The organism is Bacteroides sp. 2_2_4, from assembly GCF_000157055.1.
Lineage (GTDB): Bacteria > Bacteroidota > Bacteroidia > Bacteroidales > Bacteroidaceae > Bacteroides > Bacteroides ovatus.
Map to the genome: position 1 here is coordinate 215,995 of NZ_EQ973360.1, position 19,800 is coordinate 235,794.

The 19,800-nt window shown below is 35.6% G+C and carries 19 protein-coding genes and 1 pseudogene; 12 read left to right on the forward strand and 8 right to left on the reverse strand.

Annotation, left to right across the window (positions count from 1 at the left end; translation table 11 throughout):
- Positions 1-156: 156 nt before the first annotated feature.
- Positions 157-768, forward strand: a complete 612-nt coding sequence (locus tag BSCG_RS13800) for an HU family DNA-binding protein (protein WP_004298279.1) — start codon at positions 157-159, stop codon at positions 766-768.
- Between the two features lie 171 nt (positions 769-939).
- Here BSCG_RS13800 and BSCG_RS13795 read toward each other — a convergent pair whose 3' ends face one another.
- The 3 genes and pseudogenes from BSCG_RS13795 to BSCG_RS13790 all read right to left on the reverse strand — a co-directional run bounded on the left by BSCG_RS13795 (position 940) and on the right by BSCG_RS13790 (position 3,768).
- Positions 940-2,493, reverse strand: a complete 1,554-nt coding sequence (locus BSCG_RS13795; RefSeq protein WP_008776079.1) for an ATP-binding protein — start codon at positions 2,491-2,493, stop codon at positions 940-942.
- A 45-nt stretch (positions 2,494-2,538) separates the two neighbouring features.
- Positions 2,539-2,727: pseudogene (locus tag BSCG_RS30890) on the reverse strand (ATP-binding protein); the annotation flags it as partial.
- 168 nt (positions 2,728-2,895) lie between these two features.
- On the reverse strand, positions 2,896-3,768 hold the full coding sequence (locus BSCG_RS13790; RefSeq protein ID WP_004298281.1) for a glycosyltransferase: 873 nt from the start codon (positions 3,766-3,768) through the stop codon (positions 2,896-2,898).
- 384 nt (positions 3,769-4,152) lie between these two features.
- On the opposite strand from BSCG_RS13790, the gene BSCG_RS13785 reads away from it, so the two are divergent.
- Together BSCG_RS13785 and BSCG_RS13780 are read left to right on the forward strand one after the other, a co-directional pair.
- Entirely contained in the window at positions 4,153-5,151 is a 999-nt protein-coding gene (locus tag BSCG_RS13785; RefSeq protein WP_004322484.1) for a glycosyltransferase, read from the forward strand.
- Between the two features lie 313 nt (positions 5,152-5,464).
- Positions 5,465-6,256, forward strand: a complete 792-nt coding sequence (locus tag BSCG_RS13780) for a family 6 glucosyltransferase (RefSeq protein ID WP_008776080.1) — start codon at positions 5,465-5,467, stop codon at positions 6,254-6,256.
- Positions 6,257-6,274: 18 nt separating this feature from the next.
- On the opposite strand, the gene BSCG_RS13775 is transcribed toward BSCG_RS13780, so the two are convergent.
- From BSCG_RS13775 to BSCG_RS13765, 3 genes are all read right to left on the reverse strand, one after another.
- Entirely contained in the window at positions 6,275-7,186 is a 912-nt protein-coding gene (locus tag BSCG_RS13775) for an alpha-1,2-fucosyltransferase (RefSeq protein WP_004322485.1), read from the reverse strand.
- Positions 7,187-7,305: 119 nt separating this feature from the next.
- Positions 7,306-8,280, reverse strand: coding sequence for a glycosyltransferase family 2 protein (locus BSCG_RS13770; protein ID WP_004308033.1), 975 nt, complete (start codon positions 8,278-8,280; stop codon positions 7,306-7,308).
- 11 nt (positions 8,281-8,291) lie between these two features.
- A complete protein-coding gene (locus BSCG_RS13765; RefSeq protein WP_004308032.1) occupies positions 8,292-9,272 on the reverse strand; it encodes a glycosyltransferase family 2 protein in 981 nt (326 codons plus the stop codon).
- 276 nt (positions 9,273-9,548) lie between these two features.
- On the opposite strand from BSCG_RS13765, the gene BSCG_RS13760 reads away from it, so the two are divergent.
- On the forward strand, positions 9,549-10,490 hold the full coding sequence (locus tag BSCG_RS13760) for a glycosyltransferase family 2 protein (RefSeq protein ID WP_004298289.1): 942 nt from the start codon (positions 9,549-9,551) through the stop codon (positions 10,488-10,490).
- A 93-nt stretch (positions 10,491-10,583) separates the two neighbouring features.
- Here the strand turns inward: BSCG_RS13760 and BSCG_RS13755 are convergent, their stop codons facing one another.
- Complete coding sequence (locus BSCG_RS13755) at positions 10,584-11,588, reverse strand: glycosyltransferase (protein WP_004308031.1); 1,005 nt, start codon at positions 11,586-11,588, stop codon at positions 10,584-10,586.
- A gap of 293 nt (positions 11,589-11,881) precedes the next feature.
- On the opposite strand from BSCG_RS13755, the gene BSCG_RS30765 reads away from it, so the two are divergent.
- The 8 genes from BSCG_RS30765 (at position 11,882) to BSCG_RS13720 (ending at position 18,683) form a co-directional block, all read left to right on the forward strand.
- A complete protein-coding gene (locus tag BSCG_RS30765; RefSeq protein ID WP_256379260.1) occupies positions 11,882-12,106 on the forward strand; it encodes a glycosyltransferase family 2 protein in 225 nt (74 codons plus the stop codon).
- Entirely contained in the window at positions 12,078-12,872 is a 795-nt protein-coding gene (locus BSCG_RS13750; RefSeq protein ID WP_256379261.1) for a glycosyltransferase, read from the forward strand. Before BSCG_RS30765 ends, BSCG_RS13750 begins: the two co-directional genes overlap by 29 nt.
- Positions 12,873-13,294: 422 nt before the next feature.
- Entirely contained in the window at positions 13,295-14,104 is an 810-nt protein-coding gene (locus BSCG_RS13745) for a glycosyltransferase family 2 protein (protein WP_004308029.1), read from the forward strand.
- A 1-nt stretch (position 14,105) separates the two neighbouring features.
- A complete protein-coding gene (locus BSCG_RS13740) occupies positions 14,106-15,155 on the forward strand; it encodes a pyridoxal phosphate-dependent aminotransferase (protein ID WP_004308028.1) in 1,050 nt (349 codons plus the stop codon).
- Positions 15,152-15,883, forward strand: coding sequence for an NTP transferase domain-containing protein (locus BSCG_RS13735; RefSeq protein ID WP_004308027.1), 732 nt, complete (start codon positions 15,152-15,154; stop codon positions 15,881-15,883). The genes BSCG_RS13740 and BSCG_RS13735 overlap by 4 nt, the downstream gene beginning before the upstream one ends.
- Positions 15,884-15,898: 15 nt before the next feature.
- A complete protein-coding gene (locus tag BSCG_RS13730; RefSeq protein ID WP_004308026.1) occupies positions 15,899-16,711 on the forward strand; it encodes a phosphorylcholine transferase LicD in 813 nt (270 codons plus the stop codon).
- Between the two features lie 29 nt (positions 16,712-16,740).
- Positions 16,741-17,874 carry a glycosyltransferase family 4 protein gene (locus BSCG_RS13725; RefSeq protein ID WP_004307434.1) on the forward strand — a complete coding sequence of 378 codons (1,134 nt, stop codon included), beginning with the start codon at positions 16,741-16,743 and terminating at the stop codon, positions 17,872-17,874.
- Complete coding sequence (locus BSCG_RS13720; protein ID WP_004298298.1) at positions 17,871-18,683, forward strand: FkbM family methyltransferase; 813 nt, start codon at positions 17,871-17,873, stop codon at positions 18,681-18,683. The genes BSCG_RS13725 and BSCG_RS13720 overlap by 4 nt, the downstream gene beginning before the upstream one ends.
- Here the strand turns inward: BSCG_RS13720 and BSCG_RS13715 are convergent, their stop codons facing one another.
- On the reverse strand, positions 18,684-19,595 hold the full coding sequence (locus tag BSCG_RS13715) for a lipopolysaccharide kinase InaA family protein (RefSeq protein ID WP_004298299.1): 912 nt from the start codon (positions 19,593-19,595) through the stop codon (positions 18,684-18,686).
- Between the last annotated feature and the right edge of the window lie 205 nt (positions 19,596-19,800).

Genomic DNA, 19,800 nt, shown 5'->3' on the forward strand with positions numbered 1-19,800 from the left:
TTCACTAGAGTAGAAAGATCTGTCTACTAGAGTGAAAAGAACCGTTCACTCTAGTGGAACGAACTAGCTGGTAGTTAAATAATAAAAGAATAAAGGCAAGATACACTAAGCGCATCAATTACATAATATATAAACAACCATTAAATTAGAACAAAGATGGCAATACAATTCGAGTTTTATAAGAATCCCCAACCGGAGAAAGAAGGAGAAGAACCTAGTTATCATCCACGGGTAGTCAACTTTCAACATGTGACTACTCAAAAATTGGCAAGAGAAATCCACATGGCAACCACTTTCGGAAAAGCGGAAGTAGAAGCCATGCTAATGGAATTGAGCAGATGCATGGGCAACCACCTATGCGAAGGAGAACGAGTACATCTGGATGGGATCGGCTATTTCCAGATTACATTGCAAGCGACCGAACCCGTGCACTCGCTTACCACCCGTGCAGATAAAGTGAAACTAAAATCCATTAACTTCCAGGCTGACAGGAATTTAAAGAGTTTGTGTATGAGTAGTCACTTACGACGTTCGAAATACAAGCCACATTCGGCTTCTCTTTCAGAAGAAGAGATCGACAAGAAACTCACTGCCTATTTTGCAACCCATCCTGTATTGACCCGTAGTAATATGCAGTCACTCTGTTGTTTTACCCAAAGCATGGCCAGCAGACAGATTCGTCGTCTAAAGGCACAAGGAAACTTACAGAATATAGGCAAACCCACACAGCCTATTTATGTACCAACTCCGGGGCATTATGAGAAATGATTTCAACGGGTATGAGAAATAAGCCAAATTAAGGTCTATTTGTGAATAAAGCTATGAGAAACACTAAATTTAAAATCATTTCTCATAGCTTACACCATTAACAATCTGACACTTAGGTCATATTTATGAGAACATGAGAAATGAATATTTTATATCCATTTCAGAGGCGCATCAATTCTCCACCAACCACTTTTCTATATTTCTTGTTTCAACACTAAAGTTAACGCCAATCTTGAAAAGTTTCCGCGAATCCGTTGCAAACGGACGAGCATAATGTTTATCCTCTATCTGCCGCAAAGCTTCTTCCGCCGTACCATTCAATTTAAATTCCATGATGTAGATAAATTTATCGGCCTGCAATACCATATCCACACGGCCCTCACTCGTATGATATTCCGCTTTTACATAGAAGCCTACCAGTTTACACACGATATATAGTACATTCTGATAATGTAATTCCAATTCGCGTGCTAGTTCATAAGGAATATCCGAAAAGAAACTTTGCAGACGGCGGAAAAAAGATTCGTAATCACCAGCACGTACCTCACGAACAAATTTTTGGATTTCAAAGGGAGATTCCACTTTATTGACGTTCGCATAATAAGGAAGCAGAAAACGGATAAATCCTTCCTCCACTTCACGATTAGGAAAACCTAAACGGTAAATACCAAATTCTTCATCATATCCCTTAATGGTGAGATATCCGCTCTGATAAATCACCGGAATAGGATTGGTAGATTCAGAATCCATACTGTTCAGTACCTGTTCATCGGTTTCTTCATGGGCCATCCGATGAAGGTCGTAATGGTGTTTCTTCAGCAATTCCACCAAATAAGTGGGAGTACCTGTTTCAAACCAGTAGCTTTTAAACTCATTCCTATCAAAAGCTAAAAGCAGACTGAAAGGATTGTACATTCCTTTGGAATTGTGCGTGAAATGATAGCCATCATACATTTCTTTCAACCTGGCACATATCTCTTCATACGTCACTCCCTGCACATTGGCAAATTCATGAAGTTCGGCATCCAGATTATCGTATAGCTCCTGTTCGCTCACACCACAAATATCTATATACTTATTCCACATTGAAATGTCATTCAGGTTATTCAAATCACTGAACACACTGACTTTACCGAACTTGGTAACTCCCGTCAACAAAGCAAACTTGATACACCCATCCTGACTTTTCAATGCGCCGTAGAAGGCTTTCAATGTATTGCGGAAACTCTTTTGCAAAACATCATCACCAATAGCCTGTAACATCGGCTTATCATACTCATCCACTAGGATCACCACACTTTGCCCCTCTTGCTGACAGGCACGCCTAATAATCCCCTCAAAACGCATCGCTAAAGATTTATCCGAGGGCTCTTCGCCATATATCTTCTCCCATTCCACCAACGCCCCATTCAGTTTATTCTCCAAACTTTCCGGAGTATCGTATTTTTCCGTATTAAGATCAAGATGTAATATAGGATATTTTACCCAATCTTTTTCCAGCTTCTCCATAGCCAGCCCTTCAAAGAGTTCCTGCTTTCCTTGAAAGTAAGCTTCAAGCGTAGAAATAAGCAGACTTTTGCCAAAACGGCGCGGCCGACTTAAGATATAGTAACTCCCGGTTTTCACCAATTGATAAATCAATGCCGTTTTATCAATATAAAAATAGCCACCTCTACGGAGTTTCTCAAAATTCTGTATACCAATAGGGTAAATCTTGCCACCCATATTTCAATCTGTTTAAGTTCACATCGTACAAATATACATATTATCTCAATATAAAAAACCAAATATCCAAAGAGGAATCACATTCCGCATCCCGTACTCAATATCATCTTTCACGATATACGCATTCTCCACATCATGCACCTGCTTCTGCGATTTATTCTTCCCACCTACTTCAAAGGTATAACCACCTATTGTAAAATCAGAGACCTCTGATGTAGTTACCGGACGTACAACTCACAAAGTAGAAAGAAATTAAAAATGAACGATAAGAAGAAATGCCTAAGGCGATGCTTCCGCATCGCTGCACACGAATATAAGGATTTTTATTACAATAACAAGCGATAAACAATATTTCTTAAATGAAAAGCCGTGCTCCACTCAACATAAAGTGACACATTTTACCTAATAGATTAGTGACTGAAGCATTTTTTTATCACAGCAGTATCGCAATAAATATAGCTTCTCTGAGAATTTATAATAATGACTAGGCTTTCGATTATTCTCATTAATAATATAATTCATAGTTTGAAGATTGTTCTTCTCTAAAACTCTTCTTTCTTTTGCTGACACTGGATAACTTACTATCGGCAGACAGTTTTTCCATTTTGTGAAAAATATTCGTGCATTAGTCAGCCATTCATTATCTAGCTTTGAATTACTAATGTGCTCTATTAGAATATCATATACACATAATGATTTCAGTCCCAGCATATAAACCTGCAATGAGATATCAAGATCATAAAAATGAAATCCTTTGTAATTTATTTCATCAAATCTTATTTTATCAAAAACAGATTTCCTCATGCAAAAAAAACATCCATCCACTGCTACCACTTCTATGGCATTCGCATCTGCAATGGGTTTAAAGCAAGTATTATAAGTAATGGTTGGATCAGCTCTATTAGTGTCAATAGAATACTGGCAAATTGCATCCTTTCCTGCATCTGTACTTCCAGGTCCCCACCAAATACCCGGTATTTGACTAATAAAACGTGGTCCAGAAATTCCAATAAGCCCTACTTTCAAATCTCTGAAATGATTTATCAGAAGCTTTCCCCAATCACTAGTGTAATGTAAAATATCTTCATGCATAAAACATAGAAGTGGATATTGGCTCCTTTTGACCCCTTCGTTATAAGCACTAAATATATCATATTGACTTTTACTGTTATCAATACATATAATCTCATGAACAACCCCAACCGTATTCTCAATATTATCCTTCAATTCCTTAGAGATGGATTGAAACCTACTGCATATTATAATAGAAATCATATTTATTCAAATCAATTTTATATATTAAGATACTTTTATACGAATATCTCTAATTCATAAAAAAATAGTTCACAAAACTAAGGATAAAATCCTGTAAGGACAAACTTAGATTTAAAAAAATAAAAAACTCCAGACTTCCAAAGCTAACAGATAAATATAGAATGTAGATCATCCATCCTTAACTCTTCGAATTCAATTCTTCAGGAAAGAAAATCCTAACATATCACAATTATTTATCAAAACGTCTTAGTAAAAGTTTTTTTTGCTTATTTTTGTAAGATACAATACAATTCTAACAGTTTGGCAAGGACTATTGTATAACTTACAGTTATGATAGCTTTGAGAAACATATTAGTATAATTTATTTTATATATTCTATAAATTATGAAATGTTATATTTGTTTGACAGACTCTATTGTCAACAGAAAAGATTACTTTAACATGTTAAAGGTAACCTTAATTAGTGCTCGTAAAAACACATCTCTTCGATTAATTTGCCTATATGATGGTAAAATTGGCGATCCTGTTTACAACTTACTAAAAGATTTTAAAGTTGAGATCATCATCCATGAATTACCATATAAAAAGGAACTAATGGAAATATATTCTCACGAATGGATGGAAACAGAACTAGGAAAAGATATAGAATATAGTCGAATATTCGGCACATTCATGAGAATGGAGATTCCTATAATAGAAAAAGAAGACGAATATGTATTATACACCGATATGGACATAATCTTTAATGATGATATATTACTGAAAGATCTACCTCATCCTGCTTATTTAGCTGCTGCTCCCGAATTTGAACGCGATACAAAAAGAATGAGTTATTTCAATGCTGGAATATTAGTCATGAACATCCAAGGAATGAGAATCAAATATCAGCAATTTGTAGAGATGATGAAAAAAAGGCAAAGATCTACTTCAGGACTTTTTGATCAAGGGTACTTAAACGAGCTGTGTTTCAAGGACATGGAAATTTTACCTATTGAATATAACTGGAAACCGTACTGGGGAATTAATGGGAATGCTAAGCTTATCCATTTTCATGGAATGAAACCATGCAGCAACCTCGAAGAAGCAGGATTTGACACCAGAGAATCATTCTTTCGGACTATATTTGACAATAACAGTCAAGGCTATGCAGGGTATATATACTATTTTATTCTCTTTTTTAATTACCTAGGTCAAAAACAAGACCAATGGTTATGCTATCATTTACAATACATCCTTGACCTATATAAAAAACCTTTAATAGCCCTTGCACAAAAAACAGACTATAAACCAAAATACAGAAAATACAAACGTCTATACTCAATATTCGTAAGTATCTCTATACTATTAGCAATTCTACTACTTACTGCTTTATTTTTAGTATAATCAATATAAATAACACTCTCAAATGGACAAAACCGAAGGTCTAAAATTAAAACAATAAACATGAGAATTGGTATATTATATGTTTGCACTGGAAAAAACTTGCAAAGATACAGAGTAAGAACTATAGAAAAAACGGGGTTCACCGAATGCTTACTACCCATTTGCAAGACACTCATGACCAGAAATAAATAGAATTTACTTTTAAAAAGCTCCTGCTACCGGTAATTCACAGAAAATAAAAACACCTCAAACAAATAATATAAAATAAATCTTTATATATTTGCCAATAATATGAATCAAAGCAATAAATAAAATGAGAATTGGTATATTATATATCTGTACTGGCAAATATGACATTTTTTGGAAAGACTTTTATCTAAGCGCAGAACGTTATTTTATGCAAGACCAATCTTTCATTATCGAGTATTATGTATTTACTGATAGTCCTAAACTATATGACGAAGAAAACAACAAACATATTCACCGGATCAAACAAAAGAATTTAGGATGGCCTGACAACACATTAAAACGTTTCCATATATTCCTTCGTATCAAGGAACAGTTAGAGCGAGAAACCGACTATCTATTTTTCTTCAATGCCAATCTCTTATTCACCAGTCCTATTGGCAAAGAAATTCTACCACCATCAGATAGTAACGGATTACTAGGAACTATGCACCCTGGATTCTACAATAAACCGAACTCCGAATTTACATACGAGCGAAGAGATGCTTCTACTGCCTATATCCCAGAGGGAGAAGGTCGATATTATTACGCTGGAGGGCTTTCAGGTGGATGTACAAAGGCCTACTTGAAACTCTGCACAACAATTTGCTCATGGGTTGACAGAGATGCCACAAACCATATAATACCAATTTGGCACGACGAATCTCTAATCAATAAATACTTTTTAGATAATCCACCAGCTATTACATTGTCCCCTGCATATCTATACCCAGAAGGTTGGCTCCTTCCTTTTGAACCAATAATCCTCATTCGAGACAAAAATAACCCCCAATATGGCGGGCATGAATTATTGCGAAGAAAAAACTCTTTATGGGAAAGGATTAAGCTAATCTGCCAAAAATTTAAATCGGCTGATTAGTTATCCAATTTTTCTCTATTATAAAAATACAGAATTATGGAAAACTCCTTTCCACTGATATTCAACTTTATCATCACAAAGAATCACTATTTTATCTGCACTATCTCTCAATAAAGCACCATACTTTCCCAAAGTACCTTTACTTGTTATCTGATGTTTGCAATAAGCTATCAAAAACAAATCCATATACCCCTTATCTGAACCATTTATATCCACCACCTTGTAATTCTCATTTGCAAATTCAAGATAGGGAATAAGTTCTGATGCCACCCATTCCGGCTCATCTGAGAAAAAGTAAAAAAAAGGCATAACAGTCTCTTTTTCCATATAATCAACAGCCCTTTTAAAATAGCTCAAAGAAGCAGGCTTCCCATACGCTCGAACTTCAACACTTAAATCACCCCGTCGAACATGCACTGCTACAGGATTGATATTCTGTTTTATTTCTGACATTAACATTTTGCTACCCTCATCAAATATTTCAGATGAGATTCTATAAGTAGACATAAATGCGGGTACCCAAATATTTATCGGCAAATGATAATATCCACCTAAATAAATAGGGGGATTTTTTTCCAAAAATGAAAAATCATCTATCCATTCCGATGTATTATTCCCAACATAATAAAAATGTCTCTTATAATAGGAGATTTCGAACTCTGTTGCAATTGTCAGCCCCAAATAAGGAAACACTTTCAACAAATCAAAATTGCGGGCAAATTTATAATCCATGTCACTTCCCCATTCCTTATAAAAGGATAGATCATACACAACCTTACATCCACGCTTTCTAAAAAATTCTCCCAACAAATATTGGAGCATTTGAGAACAAATACCACCATCCATCAACACTACAACCTTAGGAGTAACTAAGCGAGCCTTCAACATTCTTTTATAACAACTTCTTTGCCACCTTCTAATAATACTCATTTCTTTATATCTTATTTTACCAACTATACTGCAACAGATTCAAATCCTCCAACCAGCTAGATTATAAGCGATAAACAATATATGCTTCATTTCTCAACGCCTTAATTTATCTGAGCACATTACAGTTTATGGCGCATATTATAATATCTAAGTTTCAAATCTCCCCAGAAACCTGATACTCTATAAGCATTCACAATCTTACGTTCTCTTTTTGACAAGTTGTTTATTAAACAAGGATAGGATTCCATTTCATTAACAAGCCGTTTCATTTCCTTCCTAATATCAGCAAAACGTTTCCAATAAATTCTTCTAAAGGCATTTTCAAGATGGAAATGAGCAAGTGCTTCCTTCATCTCTTCCCTCAACCCTTTTTTATCAATATAATTTTCAATCCATATTGTATAATTCACAAAGTCTCCATACTTTTTATCATCAAAAGTTGCTGGATGTGACATTGACGTATTGGTAAAATTATAGTCAATAATTATATAATCAACTGAAACGACTTTTTGTAAGTATAACAATAATTGTGTGGAAAGAACGACATCTTCACCAAATGATATATCTGGCCTTTCTATTTCATTCTGATATAATGATCGAAGATGAAATTTTGACCATACACACCAATAAGCCTTTTTTAAAAGAATATTTTTCAAAAACTCCACGCCTGACAACTCTACAAAATCAAAAAAAGTTGATTTATGAAACTCTCCATCATAGCAAAACATAAAAGGGGCCACTACCATATCCGCTTGCGTTTCCTCTGCTTTAGCAACCAGCCTAGTTATTGCATCCTCATGCATAATATCATCACTATCTAAATATTGGATATATTTGCCAGTAGCAATATCTATACCCGATTTACGCGCCTGCACTAATCCTTCGTTTTGTTTATTAAATACAACAATCCGGGGATCTTCAGCCGCATACGTCTTTATTATATCTAAACTATCATCTGTACTTCCATCATTCACTACAACAATTTCAAGATTAGTATACGTTTGATTAATAACACTCTGCAACGTTTTAGTTATCGAATTGTGCGCATTATAAACAGGAATAATAACCGAAACTAAAGGGTATTCTTTTTCCATTATATCATTTTTTAATTCTTTTTCTTGGCAAAGTGAGTCCAATAATAAATTGGCCAAAAATAAGTTATCTTACGTAATCGTTTATAATATTTAGAAGACAATTCTTTTCTTGACAAAAAACGCCATCTACTCAACTTGTTCCTCATATCTTTAATTTCAACAGGATACGACTGATGATTAGGATCCGTCATAAACCCTTGAAAATGATTAAAGCAATTTTCCACAATCACATTGACGGCATCAAGCCAATCTCTACCTTCAAACAACCGCCGCTCCTTTGCAAACTCCAATCTTGAATATTCAGCCAAGAAATAATGATAACGTTTTATAGGATTGATTGTATGGCAAATACTATCACCTCTCTGTATATAATGATAATAAGCAGCATCAATCCAAACTATTTTATCGCAAATACTTATCCAGCGATAAATAGTCGCATGATCCTCAAAAAACATACCTACAGGAAAGCGATAAGAATCAAAAAAAATCTTATCAAAAAGTTTAGTACAAGCTGAACTACTTACTCTCTCAAAAATAATATCTCGCTGAACATCTTGACTAGTACGTACATACACATTAGCTGTATTAGGATACATTTGTTCTATACGGCCATCTTCATACTCAAAGCAAAAGTTGCAATATACCATATAAACTTTGTTCTGTACCATGACTGACAACATGTTTTCATACATTGTCGGTTCAATATAATCATCGCTATCTATAAACCCAATATATGGAGCAGTCGCTATTTCAATTCCTGCATTACGAGCTATAGATAAACCTGCCTCATCAAGATGCAACACTTTTACTCTAGAATCAATATTAGCATATTCATCACAAATAGAAGGGGAATCATCGGTCGACAAATTATCCACTAATATGATTTCTATATCTTTCAACGTCTGATTACGTACAGACTCTATACAACGTCGCAAATACGGAGCTGTATTATGAACAGGGATGATAACGCTTACCGAGTATTGAGATTCCATATTTGAATATTCATTTTCTACTTGCAAAAATAAGGAATAATATCCATAGGAAGTATCTAAAAAGAGATTGTTTACAAATAGAGCAGAATTTCACGCTTGCAATTAATCATTATTAACAATACGTATATATAACTGAAAAGCCAAAAGAAAAAATTCTATGGGGTATTTTGCATTCAGCAACTTGCTAGTATAGTTTTCCATCACAAAAGTTTGCAAATACAATATTTAAACAAACTGAATGTGTATATTTGCAAAACCTAATTGATAGCAATAAAAATGAAAAAATTAGCAATTATTATACCAGCTTATAAACCACGTTTTTTGCAAGAAACACTTGATTCTATCGCTAAACAAAACAATCACGAATTTACCGTATATATTGGTGATGATGCAAGTCCCTACCCATTAGAGACCATAGTAGATCGTTACAAGAACAAGTTTGACATTATATATCATCGTTTTGAACAAAACATGGGCAAAAAAGACCTACCCGGTCATTGGGAACGATGTATATTATTGTCAGCAGAAGAACTTATATGGCTTTTTTCAGATGACGACTTAATGCCCTTTGACGGAGTAGCACGTATAATTCGAGCCTCACAAAAACATTCTGAAGGAAAATATATATTCCGTTTTCCTTTAGAAGTCGTTGACGAGTATGGTAAACTAAAGTATAAAAACCCTCCTTTTAAAACCGATTTAACTTCTGGATATGAATTCCTATTAGATAAATTATCTGGGAAAATTAGTTCTGCCGCCTGTGAGTATGTATTTAGCCGAACAGTATGGGAGCAAACGGGAGGATTTATTAAATTCCCTTTGGCTTGGTGCACCGATGATGCAACATGGGCTAAATTTGCAGAATTTACAGGAGGAATCATATCTTTACCAGGCAATCCTGTCAGCTGGAGAAATGCTGAAGGAGAGAATATATCAAACTCCACTCATTTCAATAAAGAAAAGATTAGAGCAACAATACTTTTCATGGAATGGATTAGTATAAACTACCATTCCCATCTTCACGAAAGAAAATTCAAAAAAGCAATCAAACGTTATATATATAAATTCCTACAGCATTCGCTAAAAAACGACTTTAGCTTACACGACCTTTTACTTTTATGCAACGCTCTAAGAAAACTCACACTAAATGTATCTTTGCTAGTTTTAGTTCATCATGTTGGGAAGAAAATAAAAAGGCAATTAACTCGCAATAAATAAATTGCCTTATATTTTTGAATTTAAGGAATACCCTTGCTAACAATATCCTTTAAGAATTTTACTATAATAACTGTAAACGGCCATACTCTTCAATTACTTCAATAGAGATGACAAGCTAACACAATAATTATCGATAGAAAACTGCTGTGCTTTTTTCAAAGACATTTTTTTTAACGAATTGAGCAGCTCTCGATCATTTGCTAAGATCATAATATTCTTTATAAAATCATCGGGAGAAGAACAGAAACATGCATTAGTCTCATCGCAATAGTCCCGTATAGATCCAACATCACTAACCACCATCGCCAATCCTGTTGCCATTGAAGTACAAATTACATTACTTCCAATAGTATCCTTCATCACATTTAATGAAATATCAGAATCATTCATATAATGCTTTAATTCCGCCTCCGGAACATACCCCACCAATGTTGCATTCTTTAAACCTGAAAACAAATAATCAATATTCTCCCGCCCTTTGCATATATAAAAATGAATTTGCGGAAGTCTTGAAACAATATAAGCAATCTGTTCAAAGTCACGTGCCAAAGCACCCATTACTATTACCTTGACATCACCACCTCTGTTATAAAGATTTGCAGAAGGAGTATAATAATTATTATCGACATAATGAAAGGAAGTATAAACATTCTCTATTCCTAAATTATTGAGATAGCATGTCAAACTACTTCCCAATGTTACAATTTCTGTAACAAATCGCGAACTCTTCTTTATTTGTGCTTTCGAATATCGCCTTTCCAATTTTTCAGGAACAAGATGCACCATAGCATATATAGGTGCTTTAGGACATATAAAGCGTATTATTTTTGCAAACAATATTTGATATGAATCTCTATGTAAATATTCAGTAAGAACAAACTTATCTCCTGATTTATATGTCATTGCTAATTTAAGTGCCGTAAAAAGCACAGAGATTTTCTTCCCCTTTTTTCCCTTATCCAAAAAACGCCTACCCATATTGAAAGTATACATTTTATACAATTCAGGATTTCTTTTTTGAATATATTCATAAAGATACCTCATTCCTGTATGATTACCAGATGTTGAAGGCCAATCATAACAAATAATATATATCATATTATTAAAATTTAAATTAAAGAACAATAGTCTTAAACAATAGAGGAATTGCAGAATTTACATCAGTCCCATTATTTAGACAAACACAATATTCTGAACAAAGGTAATGAAAATAATCCAAAGTTTTATTCTAATGAAATTATTCTTTCTATATATAGGGCAAGCTCGAGATAAGAAATCAATAAAAAACGAAATAACTTTCATCATTACAAATATTAAAGTAACTTTGTAATCACCTAATATTATTTTGTTATTAATGATTGAAGAAAAGTATGTGCTTAATAACTCTCTCAATGCCTATTTATAATGTAGAAAAGTACATTGAACGTGCCTTATTATCTGCATTAAACCAAACCTATCAAAACTTAGAGATTTTGATAGTAGACGATTTAGGGCATGATAACAGCATGGATATAGTCTACCAACTTAAAAGCACACATCCTAGAGGTAACTGCATCCGTATAATTACACATAAAAAAAAATCTTGGTTTGGGAGGAACAAGAAACACAGCAATTGAATCTGCTCAAGGGAAATATCTATACTTTATGGATAGCGACGATGCTATTGTTCCTGATTGCATTGAAACTTTATATAATATTATTTCACACGAGAAAGTAGACTTTGTAGCAGCCGGAATCAATCAAATTGATGAGAATGAAAATTCACTCAAAATTACTAACTATCCTAATATTACACGAAAAGGTAAATTATGTATGGCTCAATACTTTTATGAAGAAAAAAATGAGATATGGGTAACTACATGGAATAAATTATATAATCTTTCTTTTTTAAAAGAATTTCATATTCATTTTTTGGAACACGTGTACCACGAAGACATAGTAATGCATGCCATGCTCGCTCTAAATACCAGATCATTTAGCCTAACCAACCGGACAACTTATCTTTATAATTGCAAGAGAGAAGACTCTATTACAAATATAGAACAAGGCTACACCTTGAAGCATCTAAATGATCTTACCATAGTTTTTAGTGAGATCAGGAGATTGATGCAAGCAGACAACAACCTTAGCAAACATCTTCAAAAAGAAATAAACTTATATTATTTATTTGAAATTTATCATCGATACCTACCAGCGATGTACTCAAATATTAAAAGGGTTGATTTAATAAAAGGATTAGCAAGGCTCTCTCAAAACTGTATCCCTCCTATTTTGGAAACCCGACTAACATTCAAATCTATAAAACGTTTTTTATTCCTAAAACTTCCTTTTAGCATTCAGTATCTAATTAAAAGTCATAAATACAAAAAGGACAAAACTTAGGCGGAAAAACTATCAACAAATAATATACTATAAGAAGGTTCATAGAAAATATTATTTTCATTTACAAAATTTACAGTCTTATACTTCTTAAAAACATGGAAAAGCATCTCTTCATTCTTAGTCATTTACAAGAGAAGTATCATCATAATGATATTTTGTATGTAAGAGGATGAATATAGTCTTTTGGAAAGAAGATTTATACAAAGCCAATAGTTATAATGAAGAGATGACTTACTAGAGCCGCAAAGACAACGAACTTGCATGTAGACTTATTAATTCCAGAACAAAAAAAAGAATCATAAAATTTGATGTAGCTATCCTGAAAAAGCCTTTAACGCTTGTTACAACCAAATAAAATGTATACATTTGTAGAATTTTAGTGCAAGCCCCCTTAACTATTTAACTAACTTAGTAATAATTATATGAATAAACCCATGGCGAGCAACATAAGTACATCGCTAATTATATCCACCTATAATAGAAGCGACGCATTAGAATTATGCGTTAAAAGCGTGCTACGTCAATCTCTCCTTCCTGATGAAATTATCATTGCCGATGATGGTTCTAAAGAAGATACAGGAGAGCTAATTCATCAATTGGCTGCTTCTTCCGAAGTCCCCATTATTCATGTTTGGCATGAGGATCTAGGCTTCAGACTGGCTTCCATCCGTAACAAAGCTATTGCGAAAGCATCTAAAGAATATATTATACAAATTGACGGGGATATCGTCTTACACAAAGATTTCGTCAAAGATCATGTACATTTTGCTAAAAAAGGCAGTTTCGTAACCGGTAGCCGTGTATTAATCCGGGAAGGTTTAACCAAAAAGATGCTGGCAGAAAGGAACTGCATTATCTCTATTCACGACAAAGGTACTAAAAACACAATCAACGGAGTACATTTGCCTTGGCTAAGCCCACTACTTCAGCATTATCGCCAATGGGATATTTCATATTCCAGAGGATGCAATATGGCTTTCTGGAAAGAGGATTTATTAAAAGTCAATGGGTACAATGAAGCTATTACCGGATGGGGAAGCGAAGATCATGAATTAGTGTGCCGCCTCATCAATAACGGTGTACGCAAGCGTACCATCAAATTTGCGGGAATTGTGTTCCATCTTTATCATGAGCTACATGGAACGGATAATTTGAGCAACAACCGCAGTATTTTGAACGAAACGAAAGTCAGGAAGCTAACCTGGTGCGATAAAGGAATCATACAAAACTAATATGGAAAAGAATTTGAACTTTTTAGATCGAAACGAATTTAACTACAGTCCATCAAAAGAAGTAGTAGAGGCTTTAAAAAACTTCGATATAAATAAACTTTGTTTTTATACCCGCATTTATGATGAAGGAAAGAAAAGTATATTATCTGTTTTCTTATCCGAACTTTACGATATAGATGAAACACAAGTCTTATTAGGATACGGCGGAGAAGATATTCTGAAGCAAGCTGTACACTACTTCCTGACTCAAGAAGATGGAAATAAAACGATGTTGATTCCCAAGTTCTCATGGTGGTATTATAAATCAATTGCAGATGAGGTGAATGGCCATACTTTGCAATATCCTCTCTACGAAGACGGAAATACTTTTAAATATGACTTTGAGACGCTAAAAGATATGATTCAGAAAGAGAATCCGAAGATTCTTTTACTAGCTTCTCCCAATAACCCTACCGGCAATGGTTTAACTCCGAAAGAATTGGATGAACTGCTTGCAGAAGTACCCAGTCAAACAGTGGTATTGATAGACGAAGCATACGCTTCTTTTGTTTCAACTGATACCAGTTATATCAAAAAGCTGGTTAATAAATATCCGAATTTGATTATTTCCCGTACTTTATCCAAGTTTTATGGATTGCCCGGTTTACGTATGGGATTCGGATTCATGAGTAAGGAGCTGGAAAAATTCAGCAGATACAGCAATAAATATCTGGGATATAACCGGATATCCGAAGATATCGCCATTGCGGCTCTTAAATCGGACGCACACTATCGAAACATCGCCAAACTGATGAACGAGGACCGTGAGCGTTACGAAAAGGAAATCGGCGTGTTACCCGGATTCAAAGTATATGAATCGGTTGCCAATTTTATTTTAATCAAATACCCGATAGAACTGAAAGAGGCTTTACAAAAGGCTTTTGCTAAACAGAGTTATAAAGTGAAGTTTATGAATGAACCGGATATCAATACTCATTTGCGTATCACATTGGGACGCCCAGAGCAGAACCGGATCGTTATAGATACAATCAAAAAAATAGCATCCAAATGAAAGCAGTAATATTAGCCGCAGGAATAGCTTCACGCTTACGCCCGCTGACCGATACGACGCCCAAATGTCTTCTCAAAATAGGGGAACGATGCCTTTTGGAAAGAGCTTTTGATGCTCTGATACAAAACGGAATTGATGAGTTCATCATTGTCACCGGGTATCGCCAGCAGCAAATCGTTGATTTCCTACAGGCACATTATCCAACCCAAGATATTACTTTCATCTATAATGACAGGTATGAATCAACCAACAATATCTATTCATTATGGCTCACCCGTTCCTATACAGATGGGCAGGAGATTTTATTATTAGACAGCGACATTGTATTTGATCCGCAGATTGTAGAGAAACTGCTTCATTCGGATAAGGACGACATATTGGCACTGAATCGTCATGAGCTCGGAGCAGAAGAAATAAAAGTCATCGTGGACGACGCACAAAAGGTCGTTGAAATCAGCAAAGTCTGCTCAATATCCGATGCTATCGGAGAATCTATCGGCATTGAAAAGATGTCAGCTGAATATACCAAAGCGCTATTCCGGGAACTGGAAATTATGATTACTACCGAAGGGCTGGATAATATATTCTACGAACGGGCTTTTGAGAGACTGATTCCGCAAGGATATAGTTTTTACGTTATGGACACCACCGAGTTTTTCTCGGCCGAGCTGGACACAGTAGAAGACTTTCAACAGGCACAGAAGCTGATTCCAGCCAGTCTTTATTAATTAAAATCAGATAGAATGGCTAATTACGACATCCGCCCTCTACAGCTTCGCATATTAAAGAACTTATTAGCTGTTGACAAAGTTTGCAAAGAACATAATCTGCGATATTACATCATGGCAGGCACCATGCTGGGAGCTGTGCGCCACAAAGGATTCATCCCCTGGGATGATGATTTGGATATCGGAATGCCAAGAGCTGATTATGACTTACTAATGGCTAATGCCAAAGAATGGTTACCGGAACCTTACGAAGCGGTATGCGCTGAGAATGATAAGGAATATCCTCTTCCGTTCGCAAAGGTGCAGGATGCCAACACAACCTTAATCGAGCGTATGCATCTCAAATATCTGGGAGGTGTATATATTGATATATTTCCACTAGATGGAGTTCCGGAAAGCCGTATGGCGCAAAGAATGCATTTTGCGAAGTATGAGTTCTACAAACGAGTACTTTATCTTATTCATCGCGATCCATACAAACATGGGAAAGGTCCCAGTTCATGGATACCGCTATTATGCAGAAAGTTTTTTACCCTTACCGGAGCACAGGAAAGCATCAGGAAGGTGATGAAGAAATACGATTTCGACCAATGCGCATTAGTCTGCGATTATGATGATGGAATGAAAGGAATCATGTCGAAGGATATCCTGGGCACTCCCACTCCTATCCGGTTTGAAGATGAAGAAGTATGGGGAGTACAGAAATACGACGCTTATCTGTCACAGAAATATGGAGATTACATGACCAGACCTAAACAAAGTGGACAAAGACAACATAATTTCCATTATTTAGACTTGAATAAACCTTATCGGAATTTTGAAGTCTAATTATAATCACATAAAGGTAAGAAGAAGAAATGAGAATAGGTTTTGACGGAAAACGTGCAGTACAGAATTTCACCGGTCTGGGTAATTATAGCCGCTATATAGTGGATATCCTATGCCAATTCTATCCGGAGAATGAATATGTGCTGTATGCCCCCAAGAAACGGGAAAACAAGAGACTGGACAAATTAACGAAGCAGTATCAGCAACTACAGCTTTCTTATCCCACTACTTCTTCCTGGAAAAAGTTAAGTTCATTGTGGCGAGTATGGGGCGTTACCCAACAACTGGAAAAAGAAAAAATCGATATATTCCACGGACTTAGTAATGAGTTGCCCCTGAATATACATCAAAGCGAGGTAAAAAGTATTGTAACGATTCACGATCTGATCTTTCTGCGCTATCCGCAGTATTACCATTCGATCGACAGGAAAATATACACATACAAATTCCGTAAAGCTTGCGAAAATGCCGATAAAATCATTGCTATCAGCGAATGTACCAAGCGTGATATTATTGAGTATTTCAGGATTCCCGCCGATAAGATAGAAGTTGTTTATCAGGGATGTGATCCTTCATTCATGCATCCTGTAGCAGCAGAGAAGAAAAGAGAAATCCGGGCTAAATATCAGCTACCGGATCACTATATCCTTAACGTAGGAAGTATTGAAGAACGCAAAAACGCCCTTTCAGCGGTGCAGGCACTAACGATGCTTCCTGAACAGATTCATCTCGTCATTGTAGGACGCCACACGGAATATACTGATAAAATTGAACGTTTCATTAAGGAGAATAAGCTGGAAGAAAGGGTACATATCATCAGCAATGTTCCTTTTGATGATCTACCGGCTTTTTATCAGTTAGCAGAAATTTTTGTATACCCTTCCCGTTTCGAAGGTTTTGGTATTCCCATTATAGAAGCTCTATACTCCGGTATTCCGGTAGTGGCCGCGACTGGATCTTGCCTGGAAGAAGCCGGAGGTCCCGACTCTATCTATGTACATCCTGACGATATCAAAGGAATGGCCAATGCTTTCAAACAGATATACTCCGATACTGAAAGAAAAAAGGAGATGATTGAAAAGGGGCAAAAATTTGCCAAAAGATTCTCTGAAGAAAAGCAAGCGGAAGAAATCTTAAACATCTACAAGAAACTAATGAAATGAACGTACTTAAACATACAATAAAGAAATTTATATATGGCACTCTCCCATATTATTTCATGAAAGGATATAAGCCTGGCTCTCCTTATCTGAAATACTATGAATATATTAAAGAACATGGATATTCAAGACACCTGTATGAATTCAAGGATGAATACGCCAATATGCCTGTTGATGTACAGAAAGATGAGGAAAAAGGCTTATACTATGTTCAAAAAGAAAAGAAGCGACTCTATTTCAGAAAAAGCACTCCAGCCAAGAAAATTCAAAAATATTATAGGGCTTTGAGTATGGAACAAGACAGGCGCTCACCGCACCATTACTTCAACAGCGTTAAAGAAGTGACAGGGAAAGTATTTGTGGATGTCGGTTGTGCCGAAGGCTATTCATCATTGGAAATTATCGAAGAAGCCAAACATGTTTATTTGTTTGAGCAGGACGAGCAATGGTTGGAAGCCATCAGAGCTACCTTCGAACCATGGCAGGATAAAGTGACGATTGTCCAGAAGTATGTGAGTGACCATAATTCTTCGAGAGAGCAAACACTAGATGATTTCTTCAACAACCAGACGAATGAACATCTATTTCTTAAAATGGATATAGAAGGAGCCGAACGGCACGCATTGGCCGGATGCAATAACTTATTCCAGAATTGCCAGAAGCTGGATTTTGCCATTTGCACATACCACTTGCGTGATGACGAAGAAGTTATCTCTGCATTTCTGGACAAACATAACTGCACATATATTAATCAAAAAGGGTTTTTCAGGCATAAAATCCGCAGTGTAGTGATGCGCGGAAGTAAGAAGTAATCATTGATAATCAGCAGAAAGCAATTCACAATAATCATACTTGCACAGGTATGTATCATAGATATGCTTTTCCTTTTTCAATAAGAAACGTGAGATATGCGGTTCCCAAGAAAAGAATTTACGTACGGAACGGTATAAACGGAAGAATAAAATCAGGGATACAATATGCTTTTCTTTCTCTTTCCGTGCCGCACGACGATAAATATAATGAGTAAAAAACTGATCGCTGTAACGAAGGGCCAGACTGACCGTAGATTCGACGTCCCATCCACGCAAAGAAGCATATTCTGTCATGATGTAAGTCAGTACCTCACGCGAAATACACAAACGGCACATATTACGGCATACCATATCACAATCAATATCCGATAGCAACTGCATGCGATTCACGTCGACCAGAGAGAAACTGTATTCATTCGTTTCATTCTGATGAATCAGTATATTACCGGGAGAATAGTCCAAATGGAGAATACCTGCCTGATGCAAAGCAGCAGTGTAGCGCGCAAAAGCAGAAAGTTTATCTTCATTTCCCTCTACTTTCCCATCCATCAGGGAACGGACAGTTTCGCCACCATCATAACAACAAATATAATAGCTATGTGAAAGAAGACCATTCTGAAATTGTTCAATCATAGCCACTGGCTCCGGAGTGTCAAAACCATGCTGTTGGATCTCCATAGAATAAATATAGGAACGTTCTGCTTTTGATTGCCGGAAAAACGAATATACAACGCGGTTGATGATGTGAGGCTTCTTAAAGCTCTTCACCACAACATCAATACTGCCCAAGCCAATTCGTTTTAAAACATTACGACCATCATACACCACATCTCTTTCTTTCTGGAAGGACCTTGGAATTTCTTCTATCTCCTTCTGCAAATGTGCGTACTTGGGATTTACAATCACTCTCATTACACTCTCCTATATAATACTAATTACAAAGATTGAGCAAAGATAAAGAAATTAGGCCATATTCCGACTATATTTTTCTCTTTTCTCACAAAGATTGGCTAACTCTCTCTACATATAAGTCCTGTTACGAACCGCTTTAGTCATTTTTTCTTTTTTCTTTTCATTTATATTTAGACATAAATGCTTTTTTTTAGTTATGTTTGCA

Bases quoted from the DNA above. Each gene is read 5' to 3' on its own strand.
- BSCG_RS13800 (WP_004298279.1), top strand. From the start codon at position 157: ATGGCAATACAATTCGAGTTTTATAAGAATCCCCAACCGGAGAAAGAA.
- BSCG_RS13795 (WP_008776079.1), bottom strand. From the start codon at position 2,493: ATGGGTGGCAAGATTTACCCTATTGGTATACAGAATTTTGAGAAACTC.
- BSCG_RS13790 (WP_004298281.1), bottom strand. From the start codon at position 3,768: ATGATTTCTATTATAATATGCAGTAGGTTTCAATCCATCTCTAAGGAA.
- BSCG_RS13785 (WP_004322484.1), top strand. From the start codon at position 4,153: ATGAAATGTTATATTTGTTTGACAGACTCTATTGTCAACAGAAAAGAT.
- BSCG_RS13780 (WP_008776080.1), top strand. From the start codon at position 5,465: ATGAGAATTGGTATATTATATATCTGTACTGGCAAATATGACATTTTT.
- BSCG_RS13775 (WP_004322485.1), bottom strand. From the start codon at position 7,186: ATGAGTATTATTAGAAGGTGGCAAAGAAGTTGTTATAAAAGAATGTTG.
- BSCG_RS13770 (WP_004308033.1), bottom strand. From the start codon at position 8,280: ATGGAAAAAGAATACCCTTTAGTTTCGGTTATTATTCCTGTTTATAAT.
- BSCG_RS13765 (WP_004308032.1), bottom strand. From the start codon at position 9,272: ATGGAATCTCAATACTCGGTAAGCGTTATCATCCCTGTTCATAATACA.
- BSCG_RS13760 (WP_004298289.1), top strand. From the start codon at position 9,549: ATGAAAAAATTAGCAATTATTATACCAGCTTATAAACCACGTTTTTTG.
- BSCG_RS13755 (WP_004308031.1), bottom strand. From the start codon at position 11,588: ATGATATATATTATTTGTTATGATTGGCCTTCAACATCTGGTAATCAT.
- BSCG_RS30765 (WP_256379260.1), top strand. From the start codon at position 11,882: ATGCCTATTTATAATGTAGAAAAGTACATTGAACGTGCCTTATTATCT.
- BSCG_RS13745 (WP_004308029.1), top strand. From the start codon at position 13,295: ATGAATAAACCCATGGCGAGCAACATAAGTACATCGCTAATTATATCC.
- BSCG_RS13740 (WP_004308028.1), top strand. From the start codon at position 14,106: ATGGAAAAGAATTTGAACTTTTTAGATCGAAACGAATTTAACTACAGT.
- BSCG_RS13735 (WP_004308027.1), top strand. From the start codon at position 15,152: ATGAAAGCAGTAATATTAGCCGCAGGAATAGCTTCACGCTTACGCCCG.
- BSCG_RS13730 (WP_004308026.1), top strand. From the start codon at position 15,899: ATGGCTAATTACGACATCCGCCCTCTACAGCTTCGCATATTAAAGAAC.
- BSCG_RS13725 (WP_004307434.1), top strand. From the start codon at position 16,741: ATGAGAATAGGTTTTGACGGAAAACGTGCAGTACAGAATTTCACCGGT.
- BSCG_RS13720 (WP_004298298.1), top strand. From the start codon at position 17,871: ATGAACGTACTTAAACATACAATAAAGAAATTTATATATGGCACTCTC.
- BSCG_RS13715 (WP_004298299.1), bottom strand. From the start codon at position 19,595: ATGAGAGTGATTGTAAATCCCAAGTACGCACATTTGCAGAAGGAGATA.